Here is a 13,103-nt window from a genome sequence, read left to right as displayed (position 1 = left end):
GAATTATCCTTTTAGATTTTTTAAATTATCGATGTCAATATTTCCAATATTTCTAAATACCGAAACTAATATAGCTAAACCAACAGCTACTTCAGCTGCGGCAACAGCCATAGTAAAAAATACAAATACTTGCCCAGATGGATCTTCATGATAAGAAGAAAAAGCAACTAAAAGTAAGTTTACGGCATTTAGCATAATTTCAATAGACATAAACATGATTATGGCATTTCTTCTGTATAAAAGACCAAACGCACCAATACAAAATAGCAATGCTGAAAGTGTAAGGTAGTTTTCAATACCAACGTGTTCTAATATGTTCATAATTATATTTTTTCTTCTTTTTTAGAAATTAAAACGGCACCAATCATAGAAACTAAAAGTAGGATAGAGGCAAATTCGAAAGGAACTTGGTATTCGTTTAATAACACTTTTCCTAAAACTTTAATTGATTGATAATCTACTCCAGAATTAACATATTCAATATTTTCTGGTTGTGCTTTACGTAAAGCAGCAATTAAAACTAAACCTAAAATTCCAGCAGAAAAAACAGCTGCGAATTTTGCCAATAATGGTTTTGAAGTTTCATCTTCATGGTCTAGATTCATTAACATTAAGGTAAATAATAACAATACCATAATGGCTCCAGCATAAACAATAATATGAACGATGGCTAAAAATTGTGCGTTGAACATTAAGTAATGACCTGCTAACGAAAAGAAGCAAATCACTAAATAAATCGCACTATGAATAGCGTTTTTACTAAAAACTGTTAAGAAAGCAGTTCCTAATGTAATGGCTGATAATATATAAAAAACTATTTCTAACATGATTAATTTACTGTATTAGATTGGGTGTTTTTAATAGCCATGTCTAAAGGCATAACCAATTTGTCTTTTCCGTAGATAAAATCTTCTCTTTCGTAACCCGATTTTACAATTTTTTTAGAAGTTGTTAAGTAAATGGCTTCTTTTGGACAAGCTTCTTCACATAAACCACAGAAAATACAACGCAACATATTTATTTCATAAATCTCTGCGTATTTTTCTTCTCTATATAAGTTTTTTTCTTCTGGTTTTCTTTCAGCAGCTTTCATTGTAATGGCTTCAGCCGGACAAGATAAAGCACATAATCCGCAAGCGGTACATCTTTCTCTGCCTTGATCGTCACGCATTAACATGTGTTGTAAACGTGCTACTGGACTCATTTCACGTACTTCTTCCGGGTATTTTATGGTCACTTTTCTTCTAAACAAATGTTTTAAAGTAGTCCATAAACCTTTCAGAATTGTCCAAACGTAAATTCGTTCTAAAAATGTCATTTCCTTGTTGGAAACTTCAATTTTTCTTCCTGATAATGATATTTGTTGTACTGACATTTTCTTACTAATTAAATATAACCATTACAATTCCCGTTACAATAATATTGATAACAGCTAACGGAATTAATATTTTCCAACCTAAATGCATTAATTGATCGTATCTGAAACGTGGAATCGTCCATCTTACCCACATGTAGAAAAAGATGAAGAAACATATTTTTGCAAATAAAGCTAAGAAACCAATTAGTGCTGTTAAATTCATTCCAATCGCTTCTTTACATTCTGCCATAAAAGGGAAGTGGTACCCACCAAAGAATATAACTGAAATGATTGTTGCTGAAATAAACATATTCGCATATTCAGCAAATAAATAGAATCCCATTTTCATTGAAGAATATTCGGTATGATATCCACCAATTAACTCTGATTCACATTCTGCTAAATCGAATGGCGTTCTGTTGGTTTCTGCAAACGAACAAATTAAGAAAATAAGGAAAGCAACTGGTTGATAAATCACATTCCAACCACCAGTTGTTTGCATTTCTGTAATGGCTTTTAAAGATAAAGAACCAGACATCATTAAGATAGAAATGATTGCTAATCCCATCGCCACTTCATAAGAAATCATTTGAGAAGAAGCACGAACCGCAGACATTAAGGAATATTTGTTGTTAGAAGCCCAAGCACCAATCATAATTCCGTAAACTCCGATTGATAAAACTCCAAAAACATACAAAATTGAAACATCAATATCTGTTGCTTGAAGCACTACATCTCTTCCGAAAACATGAATTTTATCTCCCCATGGAATTACAGCACTCGTAATTAATGCGGTACTCATGGCGATAGCTGGTCCTAAAATAAATAGAAATCTATTAGGTGTGTTTGGGAAAAATTCTTCTTTTGTAAATAATTTGGCTCCATCGGCAAGTGGTTGTAATAATCCACCCCAACCTGCACGGTTTGGTCCAACACGGTCTTGTAAAAATGCGGCAACTTTACGTTCTGCCCAAGTTGAATACATCGCCATAAACATGGTTAATGCAAAAACGGCAACAATTACAACACTTTTTTCTATGATAAATGCACTATCCATTATTTTTGAGTATTTTTTAATGGAACACCTGACATACTAATTTTTATACGATCTTCATCACGACCTAATAATATGTTTTTCTCTGTATCGATAATTACTTTTTCCAAAGGACGTGTGTAATTATTTTGGTTGATAACTGAATCTTTATTGAATACTTTCGGACCTTCGATTGTCCAATCTGACACTTCTTTTTTATCGAAACGACACGTATTACAAATGAATTCCTCTACTTCACCATATTGGTCTTTTCTACCTGTAACTCTTTGAATTTCGTTTCCGAACATCCAAACTGTAGTTTTTCCACAACATGTTGTACATTCTCTGTGTGCATTGAAAGGTTTGTTAAACCAAACTCTACTTTTAAAACGGAATGTTTTATCAGTTAAAGCTCCAACAGGACAAACATCAATCATATTTCCAGAAAATTCATTGTCAATTGCAGCAGAAACACAAGTTGAAATTTGTGCATGATCTCCACGGTTTAAAACACCATGAACTCTTTTATCTGTTAATTGGTCAGCTAAAGTTGTACAACGTTGACATAAAATACAACGGTTCATATGTAATTGAATTTTATCGCCAATGTTTTCTGGTTCAAAAGTTCTTTTTTCTTCAATGAAACGTGTTTCTGATTTTCCGTGTTCGAAACTTAAATCTTGTAAATTACATTCTCCGGCTTGGTCACAAACGGGACAATCTAAAGGGTGGTTGATTAATAAGAATTCCGTTACTGATTTTCTTGCTTCAGTTACTCTGTCCGAATTTTTACTATTCACTTCCATACCGTCCATACATCCTGTTACACAAGATGCCATTAATTTTGGCATTGGTCTTGGATCGGCTTCGCTACCTTTAGCCACTTCGACTAAACAGCAACGACATTTTCCACCGCTTCCTTTTAATTTAGAATAATAACACATGGCTGGTGGCACTAAATCGCCTCCAATCATACGCGCAGCTTGCAGGATCGTTGTTCCCGGTTCTACTTCAACGCTTTGTCCGTCTATGGTTACTTTCATGTTATAAATGTTTGATTCCTAGTGGAATCATTTTTGAATTTTTATTAAACAGTTTGTTTTCCAATTAAGTGACGTACTTTTTCAAATGGTTCGTTCACAAAATGGTTTCTATCTTTAATTTTTTCTGGGAATCTTACATGGTATTCAAATTCTTCTCTGAAGTGACGAATAGCAGCAGCTACTGGCCAAGAAGCAGCATCACCTAATGGGCAAATCGTGTTTCCTTCAATTTTAGATTGAATATTCCATAATAAATCGATATCTTCTTCACGACCTTGACCGTTTTCAATTCTCCACAAGATTTTTTCTAACCAACCTGTTCCTTCACGACATGGTGTACATTGTCCACAACTTTCATGGTGGTAGAAACGAGAAAAATTCCAAGTATTTCTAACAATACAAGTAGTATCATTATATACGATGAAACCTCCAGAACCTAACATCGAACCAGTTGCGAAACCTCCGTCAGATAAAGACTCGTAAGTCATTAATCTGTCAGTTCCAGCAGCAGTTTTATATATTAAATGTGCTGGTAAAATTGGCACAGAAGAACCTCCAGGAACCAAAGCCTTTAAAGGTCTGTCGTCAATCATACCGCCACAGTATTCGTCAGAATTCATAAATTCTTCTACAGTAATTCCCATTTCAATTTCGTATACACCTGGATTTTTAATATGTCCAGAAGCAGAAATTAATTTAGTACCCGTAGAACGTTCTAAACCAATTTTTGCATATTCGGCACCAGAATTCATTACAATCCAAGGCACAGCAGCAATTGATTCAACATTATTTACTACAGTTGGGTTTGCCCATAATCCTGATATTGCAGGAAACGGTGGTTTGATACGAGGATTTCCTCTTTTTCCTTCTAAAGATTCAATTAAAGCTGTTTCTTCTCCACAAATATAAGCTCCCGCACCAACGTGAACATATAAATCTAAATCGAAACCAGAACCTTTAATATTTTTTCCTAACCAACCCGCAGCATAAGCTTCTTTGATGGCTTTTTCTAAAATTTTGTAAACCCACATATATTCCCCTCTAATATAGATGTAAGAAAGATTAGCGCCAAGTGCGAAACTTGAAGTAATCATTCCTTCGATTAAAAGGTGAGGAATATATTCCATTAAGAAACGGTCTTTGAAAGTACCAGGTTCAGATTCGTCTGCATTACAAACTAAGTGACGAGGTTTTCCTGATTTTTTATCGATAAAACTCCATTTCATTCCTACTGGGAAACCGGCACCACCACGACCACGAAGTCCTGAAGCTTTTACTTCTTCCGTAATATCGTCTGGTTGCATGGTTAATGCTTTTTCCACTGATTTATAACCGCCATTTCCGCGGTATACTTCATAGGTTTTAATTCCTGGAATATTTATTTTGTCTAATAATATTTTCTTTCCCATGATATTATTTATCGTGTAAAGTTATTTTTTCTGCTTTGCAATCTTCAATCAAATTATCGAAGGATTCCTTTGATAGTTTTTCGTGATAAAAATCGCCTAATTGCAACATTGGAGCATATCCACAAGCGCCTAAACATTCTACACCAACTACTTGAAACAAGCCGTCTGAAGTAATTTCTCCTTCTTTCACGCCAAGTTTTGAACAAGCGTAATCCATTAAATCTTCTACACCACGAGTAGCACAACATGAAGTTCTACAAAATTCGAACATATATTTAGCTACAGGTTTTGTGTTAAACATCGTATAGAAAGTTACCACTTCGTACACTTCAATTGGAAGAATTTCCAATATTTCAGCCACTTTTTGTTGTAATTCTACACTTAACCAGTTGTCATGAGCATCTTGTACTTCATGCAAAACTGGGATTAATGCCGATTTCTTTTTATCTGCAGGATAATGACTGATTAATTCGTTAATACGAGTCATTAACGCTTCAGTTATGTTTATCTCTTGTTTGATATTTGATATTTCCATTTGTCTTATTTTAAATTTTGAATTTTAAGATTTTAAAACTCATCATTTATAATTTATTAAGCGTCTAATTCGCCAGCAATTACATTTAAACTTGATAAGATTACAATGGCATCTGACAACATTGAACCTTTAATCATTTCAGGGTAGGCTTGATAATATATAAAACTTGGTCTTCTGAAATGTAATCTATATGGAGTTCTACTTCCGTCTGTAATTAAATAAAAACCTAATTCACCGTTACCACCTTCAACAGGATGATATACTTCGGCAACTGGAACAGGAACTTCACCCATTACAATTTTAAAGTGATAAATTAAAGCTTCCATATTATGGTATACGTCTTCTTTTGGAGGAAGGTAATAATCAGGAACATCTGCGTGGAATACATTCCCTTCTGGCATTTTTTCTAAAGCCTGACGGATAATGCTTAAACTTTCCCAAACTTCAGCATTTCTTACACAGAATCTGTCGTACGTATCACCTGATTTTCCAACAGGAATATTAAATTCGAAATCTTCATAAGAAGAGTAAGGTTGTGCGACACGAACATCGTAATCCACACCTGCTGCTCTTAAATTCGGACCAGTAAATCCGTATGACATTGCGCTTTCTGCAGTAATCGCACCTACATTAACTGTACGATCAATAAAAATTCTATTTCTTGTAAATAAATCTTCAAATTCTTTCCAGGCAACTGGGAAATCTTTTAAGAAAGTATCTAATAATTCAAAAGCTCTTGGCGACCAGTCTCTTTCGAAACCACCAATTCTTCCCATATTTGTGGTTAAACGAGCACCACAAATTTCTTCGTAAATTTCATAAACTTTTTCACGGAATTGAAACACATATAAGAAACCTGTATACGCACCAGTATCCACTCCTAAAATTGAGTTACAAATTAAATGGTCCGTGATACGAGCTAATTCCATCACAATCACACGTAAATATTGTGCACGTTTTGGAACTTCGATGTCTAATAATTTTTCTAAAGTCATCCACCAAGCCATATTATTGATTGGCGATGAGCAATAGTTCATACGGTCTGTTAAAGGAGTAATTTGATAAAACGGACGGTTTTCAGCAATTTTTTCAAAGGCTCTATGAATGTATCCGATTGTAGGTTCTGCGTCTAAAATTCTTTCACCATCCATTAATAAGATGTTTTGAAAAATTCCGTGAGTGGCAGGGTGAGTAGGTCCTAAGTTTAAGATAGCTAATTCGCTACCATCTTCGTTGTGACGTTCCTCTATGTATTTGTAATATCTGTGATCTGCTGGTAATGCTACTGTTCCCATCTTAAATTGTTGAATTGTTAATGGTTCTACCAAAGAAACGGTCGTCTTTGTCTGTTCTTCCTGAATCTTCCATTGGGAATTCTTTTCTCATTGGGAAAGAAACCATTTCGTCCATATTTAAAATACGAACTAAATTTGGATGCCCTTTGAAAATGATTCCGTAGAAATCGAAAGTTTCTCTTTCCATCCAATCTGCGCAATTGTATAAAGAAGTGACAGATTTTACTTCAGGAGTGGTTCCGTTTAAAAAAGTTTTCACTCTAATTCTTTTGTTTTCGTACCAATTGTGTAAATGATATACGACACAAAATTGTTCGTTTTCTTCACTATCTGGATAATGAACACCACAAAGGTCAGTAAGAAAATTAAAGTTCAAAGAAGGTTCTTCTTTTAAAAACTTGATTACGTTATACACTACATCTGCATTTGCTTCTAAAACAAACATGTCGTATTCTGTTCTGAAATACTTTACATGCTCACCAAAAGTTTCTTGCAGTTTGTTTTGTATGTCTAATGATTCTAAAGCCATTATTATTCTATGTTATAGGAAGCCAACAATTCTTTGTATTCTGCAGAATGTCTTCTTCTTTGAGATTCACTTTTCACTAGTTCTTGTAATTGCATTACGCCATCTACGATTTGTTCCGGACGTGGCGGGCAACCAGGTACATAAACGTCTACTGGGATTACTTTGTCAATTCCTTGTAAAACAGAATACGTATCAAAAATACCACCTGAAGAAGCACAAGCTCCAACGGCAATTACCCAACGAGGTTCTGACATTTGTTCGTAAACTTGACGTAAAATTGGCGCCATTTTTTTAGAGATGGTTCCCATTACTAATAGCATATCCGCCTGACGAGGAGAAAAACTCACACGTTCAGAGCCAAAACGAGCTAAATCGTAATGTGAAGCCATTGTTGCCATAAATTCAATACCACAACATGAAGTAGCGAATGGCAATGGCCATAATGAATTGGCACGAGCTAAACCAACTACTTGGTCTAATTTCGTAGCGAAAAAACCTTCACCAACATGCCCTTCTGGAGCGTCAACCATATTTACTTTATTCTTTTCCATTCGTTCCAATTTGTTATTCCCAAACTAACGCTTTCTTCTTAATTACATAGAAGAAACCAATTAGTAATAAAATCATGAAAATACTCATTTTAATTAATCCATCCACGCCCATTTCTTTGAAATTTACAGCCCAAGGATACATGAAAATTACTTCCACGTCAAAAAGAACGAATAAAATAGCTACTAAAAAGTATTTTACAGAAAAAGGAATACGTGCGTTTCCAACAGATTCAATTCCGCATTCGAAACTTTTATCTTTGTTTGCAGAGGATCTTTTTGGACCTAAAAGGCTTGAGCCAAATATAGTTAAAGCAACAAACCCTACAGCAAGAACAACTTGCATCAGAATAGGTATAAAATCGATTTGAGAATTTTGCATTTTAGTGTTGATTTGAAAATAGCTACAAAAATAATTTGTATTGTGGTATTATCAAAATTTAAACCCTAATAAGAATAGTAATTTCATTAAAATGAATACATTTATAATCATTCTAAATAAAGAATAAGGCACAAAAAAAACGCTCCTTTATGGGGAGCGTTTTTAGAGGGTAATAAATTAATCGTTTAATATTACAACGTTTGTTGCTACAATTCCTTTTCTTCCTTCTTCTTCTTCGTAACTAACACGGTCTCCTTCGTTTAAGTTTTCAACCTTGATTCCTGTAGCGTGAACAAAAATGTCCTTACCTGTATCTTCGTTAGTGATGAAACCAAAACCTTTAGTCTCATTGAAGAATTTTACTGTTCCTGTTTGCATTATATGCGTATTTAATTATTAATAATGAGCAAATATATAAATTTATTTGACACAAGCAAGAAAAATGTGATTTTATTTTGTGATATTTAACTTAATACTTAGTTCTTCTAATTGTTTATCGTCAATTTGTGAAGGTGCATCAATCATAACATCTCTTCCAGAATTGTTTTTAGGGAAGGCAATAAAATCTCTAATTGTCTCTTGTCCGCCTAAAATAGCAACTAATCTGTCCAATCCGAAAGCTAAACCTCCGTGTGGTGGTGCGCCGTATTGGAAAGCATTCATTAAGAAACCAAATTGATTTTCTGCTTCTTCTTTTGAGAAACCTAACAATTCGAACATTCTAGCTTGTAAGTCTCTATCGTGAATACGAATTGAACCTCCACCAATTTCATTTCCGTTTAAAACCATATCGTAAGCATTGGCTCTAATTTTACCTGGATCGGTAGTAATTAAATGCATGTCTTCTGGTTTTGGAGAAGTGAATGGATGGTGCATCGCATGATATCTTTCAGATTCTTCATCCCATTCTAATAAAGGGAAATCTAAAACCCAAAGTGGTGCAAATACATCCGGATTTCTCAATCCTAAACGAGTTGCTAATTCCATACGTAAGGCTGAAAGTTGTGTTCTAGTCTTATCTGTATTTCCACATAAAACAAAGATCATATCTCCAGGTTTCGCGCCTGTAATTTCTGCCCATTTTTTTAAGTCTTCTTGATCGAAAAATTTATCTACAGATGATTTTAAACTTCCGTCTAATTCATATTTACAATAAATCATTCCTGTTGCACCAATTTGTGGGCGTTTTACCCAGTCAATTAATGCGTCAATTTCTTTTCTTGTGTACGATGCACAACCTGGAGCGGCAATTCCAACTACAAATTCAGCAGCATTAAATACAGGAAAATCTTTATGTTTTGTCACTTCGTTTAACTCACCAAATTCCATTCCGAAACGAATGTCTGGTTTGTCATTACCGTACGTTTTCATTGCGTAATCGTAGGTAATACGAGGAAATTTATCTACTTCAATGCCTTTTACTTCTTTCAGTAAATGACGCGTTAATCCTTCAAACTGATTTAAAATATCTTCTTGTTCTACGAAAGCCATTTCGCAGTCGATTTGTGTAAATTCTGGTTGTCTGTCGGCACGTAAATCTTCATCACGGAAACATTTCACAATTTGGAAATATTTATCCATTCCGCCCACCATCAACAATTGTTTAAAAGTTTGTGGCGATTGTGGTAACGCGTAAAATTGTCCTTCATTCATTCTACTTGGTACAACGAAATCACGAGCACCTTCTGGAGTAGATTTAATTAAATATGGTGTTTCCACCTCACAAAAACCTTCGTTAGATAAATAGTTTCTTACTTCTTGCGCCACTTTATGACGGAATAATAAGCTGTTTTTAACTGGATTTCTACGAATATCTAAATAACGATATTTCATTCTGATGTCTTCACCACCGTCCGTTTCATCTTCAATAGTAAATGGAGGCGTCAAAGAGTCGTTTAGAATGGTTAATTCAGAAACTAAAATTTCAATTTCACCAGTTGGTATGTTTTTGTTTTTAGATTCACGCTCAATTACCGTTCCTTTTACTTGAACTACGAATTCACGACCTAAAGATTTTGCTTTATCAAAAATAGCTTTGTCCGTTCTGGTTTCGTCTAAAATTAATTGCGTAATACCATATCGGTCACGCAAATCAACCCAAATCATAAAACCTTTATCACGCGTTTTTTGAACCCAACCTGCTAATGTAACTTCCTGATTAATATGTGTAGCGTTTAATTCACCACAAGTAAAACTTCTAAACATTGTTTTTTATTTTTTGCAAAAGTATAATAATTTTAAATTTTATTAAGTTTAATGGCTGATAATCTTAACAATTTTTTAGATAATTCTATTTTTAATTCTATTATATTTACGCTTTGTATTTTTAAAATTTAAAAAATGACACACAACAAAACATTTTTATTTTCAGTAGTAGCGGGTGTTTTTTCTTTAACAGCAAGCGCTCAAGTTAAATTTTCAGCAAAAATTGCTAACAAGCCAACAGATACGATTTATGTAAAATCGAGAGGTTTTAGCCAAATGATAGTTGCTGATAAAAAAGGGAATTTCAATTCAACTTTTAATGTAACTGATGGTATGTTTAAATTAGAAGTTGATGAGCAATATGCTGATTTGTATTTAACAAATACAACTGCTATTCAAGTAGCTTTAGATTATAAAGATTTTGATAATACGATTAAATTTAAAGGTAAAGGTGCAAATGAAAATACTTTTTTAGCAGCTGAAACTTTAAAACAAGCGGATCAAACTGCCTTTGAACCAATGATGAAAGCTGAAAATTTAGAAGCTTTAAATGCAGAAGTTGCTAAGTACAAAGAAAGTATTTTTGCGGCAATGCCTCAAGGTTTAGAAGCTGGTTTTGTAGCTAAATATAAAGCAGATGTGGAAAACGGTATGAAAGGTATGGTTCAATATTTATCTGCTGCTTTTGAATTGAAAAAATTAAACGGAACTACTTCACCTTCATTTAATTTCGAAAATCATAAAGGAGGTTTTACTACATTAGAAAGTTTAAAAGGGAAATATGTATATATTGATGTTTGGGCAACTTGGTGCGGACCTTGTCGTCAAGAAATTCCTTTTTTACAAAAAACGGAAGAAGCTTATCATGGTAAAAATATCGAATTCGTAAGTATTTCTGTTGATGAGCAAATAAATCATGAGAAATGGAATCAATTTGTAAAAGATAAAAATTTAGGTGGTATTCAATTATTAGCGGATAAAGATTGGAAATCTGATTTTGTACAAGGATATAAAATTAACGGAATTCCAAGATTTATTTTAATTAGTCCAGAAGGAAAAATTGTAAACGCTGATGCGCCAAGACCTTCATCACCAGAATTAGTGACTTTATTAGACTCGTTAGTAAAATAAATCACAAAAAATAAAGGAACTGCTTTCGAGCAGTTTTTTTATGATTATTAACTTTTTTTGATAAAAATGTTAGCAATAAGTTTTATACTTTTGCCTAGCTAAAAAATAATACATATAAAGATGAAATCACTAATAAAAATGTATTGCTTAAGCAAATACCAAATAATATAAAAGTGATACATTTGTTACCTCTAAAAAATAAAATCTAAACAAATGAAAGTAGCCGTTGTTGGAGCCACTGGAATGGTGGGAGAAGTAATGCTTCAAATATTAAAAGAAAGAAATTTTCCGGTTACGGAATTAATTCCTGTTGCCTCAGAAAAATCTGTGGGTAAAGAAATTGAATTCAACGGAAAAACTTATAAAGTAGTTAGTTTACAAACAGCAGTGGATATGAAAGCAGATATTGCTTTGTTTTCTGCAGGTGGTGAAACTTCTTTAGCTTGGGCACCAAAATTTGCTGCAGCGGGAACTACAGTAATTGATAATTCTTCAGCATGGAGAATGGATGAAACTAAGAAATTAGTGGTTCCAGAAATCAATGCAGATATTTTAACTAAAGACGACAAAATTATTCCAAATGCGAATTGTTCTACGATTCAATTAGTGATGGCTTTAGCACCCTTACATAAGAAATATAAAATCAAACGCGTTATTGTTTCTACATACCAATCTATCACTGGAACTGGTGTTAAGGGTGTGCAACAATTAGAAAACGAATATGCTGGTATTAAAGGCGAAATGGCTTATAAATACCAAATTCATAGAAATGCAATTCCACAATGTGATGTGTTTGAAGAAAACGATTATACCAAAGAAGAAATGAAATTGGTTCGTGAAACACAAAAAATATTAAACGACAAAACAATTGGTGTTACAGCAACTGCAGTAAGAATTCCGGTTGTTGGTGGACATAGTGAAGCGGTAAACGTAGAATTTCATAACGATTTTGATGTGAACGAAGTTCGTACACTTTTACATAACACTCCAGGAATTACAGTTCAAGATAATATTGATACTTTTACTTATCCAATGCCATTTTATGCAGAAGGTAAAGACGATGTTTTTGTGGGAAGAATCCGTAGAGATGGAAGTCAGCCTAACACCTTAAACATGTGGATTGTTGCGGATAATTTACGAAAGGGCGCGGCTACAAATACGGTTCAAATTGCGGAGTATCTAGTTGCGAATAACCTAGTATAATGCAAAAAAACTATGTAAAATATAATGTTCTGATGGCATTGGCAATACTTTTTGCCATATGCTATCAGTCGTTACATATTTTTACAGATGAAGCCCATCATTTTCATGACGCGGTTACTCAAGAAGATACTTCTAAAACGCAGGTATCTGCGGATACTCAAACCGATTGTCCAGTCTGTGATTTCCAATTCGCCGCTTTTCTTTCTACTGAAATTTTTACTTTTGATTTTATAAATCCACAACATAAATTTCATTTTTCTAATACGTACGAATCTATCGTAAAAGAAAAGGAATTTTTATATTTCTCACATCGAGGTCCACCGGTAGTATAAGTTTTTTGTACTGAACTTGTTTCAGTATTTCTCTATTTGATTTATTAAAATAGGGTTACACTTGTTACTCAAATGTTTTATTTGTGCTAATCTGTGAAATC

The 13,103-nt window shown here is 33.7% G+C and carries 16 protein-coding genes; 3 read left to right on the top strand and 13 right to left on the bottom strand.

What is annotated here, in order from left to right; translation table 11 throughout:
- Positions 1-3: 3 nt before the first annotated feature.
- The 13 genes from nuoK to aspS all read right to left on the bottom strand — a co-directional run bounded on the left by nuoK (position 4) and on the right by aspS (position 10,336).
- Complete coding sequence (gene nuoK, locus G6N05_RS12590) at positions 4-324, bottom strand: NADH-quinone oxidoreductase subunit NuoK (protein ID WP_091310402.1); 321 nt, start codon at positions 322-324, stop codon at positions 4-6.
- Entirely contained in the window at positions 324-827 is a 504-nt protein-coding gene (locus G6N05_RS12585) for an NADH-quinone oxidoreductase subunit J family protein (RefSeq protein ID WP_166129952.1), read from the bottom strand. The genes nuoK and G6N05_RS12585 overlap by 1 nt, the downstream gene beginning before the upstream one ends.
- Before the next feature lie 2 nt (positions 828-829).
- Positions 830-1,375 (bottom strand): NuoI/complex I 23 kDa subunit family protein, encoded by a 546-nt coding sequence (locus G6N05_RS12580; protein ID WP_166129949.1) that lies wholly within the window; start codon positions 1,373-1,375, stop codon positions 830-832.
- Between the two features lie 7 nt (positions 1,376-1,382).
- Positions 1,383-2,414 (bottom strand): NADH-quinone oxidoreductase subunit NuoH, encoded by a 1,032-nt coding sequence (gene nuoH / locus G6N05_RS12575; RefSeq protein ID WP_166129945.1) that lies wholly within the window; start codon positions 2,412-2,414, stop codon positions 1,383-1,385.
- Positions 2,414-3,433 (bottom strand): 2Fe-2S iron-sulfur cluster-binding protein, encoded by a 1,020-nt coding sequence (locus tag G6N05_RS12570; RefSeq protein WP_166129943.1) that lies wholly within the window; start codon positions 3,431-3,433, stop codon positions 2,414-2,416. Before G6N05_RS12570 ends, nuoH begins: the two co-directional genes overlap by 1 nt.
- 44 nt (positions 3,434-3,477) lie before the next feature.
- Positions 3,478-4,842, bottom strand: a complete 1,365-nt coding sequence (gene nuoF, locus G6N05_RS12565; RefSeq protein WP_166129941.1) for an NADH-quinone oxidoreductase subunit NuoF — start codon at positions 4,840-4,842, stop codon at positions 3,478-3,480.
- A gap of 4 nt (positions 4,843-4,846) precedes the next feature.
- Positions 4,847-5,377 carry an NADH-quinone oxidoreductase subunit NuoE family protein gene (locus tag G6N05_RS12560; RefSeq protein WP_166129939.1) on the bottom strand — a complete coding sequence of 177 codons (531 nt, stop codon included), beginning with the start codon at positions 5,375-5,377 and terminating at the stop codon, positions 4,847-4,849.
- 56 nt (positions 5,378-5,433) lie between these two features.
- Entirely contained in the window at positions 5,434-6,672 is a 1,239-nt protein-coding gene (locus tag G6N05_RS12555) for an NADH-quinone oxidoreductase subunit D (protein WP_166129937.1), read from the bottom strand.
- A gap of 1 nt (position 6,673) precedes the next feature.
- Positions 6,674-7,201 carry an NADH-quinone oxidoreductase subunit C gene (locus G6N05_RS12550; protein ID WP_166129935.1) on the bottom strand — a complete coding sequence of 176 codons (528 nt, stop codon included), beginning with the start codon at positions 7,199-7,201 and terminating at the stop codon, positions 6,674-6,676.
- 2 nt (positions 7,202-7,203) lie between these two features.
- Positions 7,204-7,752, bottom strand: a complete 549-nt coding sequence (locus G6N05_RS12545) for an NADH-quinone oxidoreductase subunit B (RefSeq protein ID WP_166129933.1) — start codon at positions 7,750-7,752, stop codon at positions 7,204-7,206.
- Positions 7,753-7,765: 13 nt separating this feature from the next.
- Positions 7,766-8,131: an NADH-quinone oxidoreductase subunit A gene (locus G6N05_RS12540; RefSeq protein ID WP_166129930.1), complete on the bottom strand. Its 366-nt coding sequence runs from the start codon at positions 8,129-8,131 to the stop codon at positions 7,766-7,768.
- 177 nt (positions 8,132-8,308) lie between these two features.
- A complete protein-coding gene (locus G6N05_RS12535) occupies positions 8,309-8,509 on the bottom strand; it encodes a cold-shock protein (protein WP_091310371.1) in 201 nt (66 codons plus the stop codon).
- Between the two features lie 72 nt (positions 8,510-8,581).
- A complete protein-coding gene (aspS, locus tag G6N05_RS12530; RefSeq protein ID WP_166129928.1) occupies positions 8,582-10,336 on the bottom strand; it encodes an aspartate--tRNA ligase in 1,755 nt (584 codons plus the stop codon).
- Positions 10,337-10,471: 135 nt separating this feature from the next.
- Between aspS and G6N05_RS12525 the strand changes: the two genes are divergently transcribed.
- From G6N05_RS12525 to G6N05_RS12515, 3 genes are all read left to right on the top strand, one after another.
- The gene (locus tag G6N05_RS12525; protein ID WP_166129926.1) at positions 10,472-11,467 is read left to right on the top strand and encodes a TlpA family protein disulfide reductase; all 996 of its coding nucleotides are present in this window, start codon (positions 10,472-10,474) and stop codon (positions 11,465-11,467) included.
- Between the two features lie 213 nt (positions 11,468-11,680).
- Positions 11,681-12,670: an aspartate-semialdehyde dehydrogenase gene (locus G6N05_RS12520; RefSeq protein WP_166129923.1), complete on the top strand. Its 990-nt coding sequence runs from the start codon at positions 11,681-11,683 to the stop codon at positions 12,668-12,670.
- Positions 12,670-13,002: a hypothetical protein gene (locus G6N05_RS12515; protein WP_166129921.1), complete on the top strand. Its 333-nt coding sequence runs from the start codon at positions 12,670-12,672 to the stop codon at positions 13,000-13,002. Before G6N05_RS12520 ends, G6N05_RS12515 begins: the two co-directional genes overlap by 1 nt.
- The last annotated feature ends 101 nt before the right edge of the window (positions 13,003-13,103 follow it).

This window comes from Flavobacterium bernardetii, from assembly GCF_011305415.1.
Lineage (GTDB): Bacteria > Bacteroidota > Bacteroidia > Flavobacteriales > Flavobacteriaceae > Flavobacterium > Flavobacterium bernardetii.
This window is presented reverse-complemented; position numbering and strand designations above follow the sequence as displayed.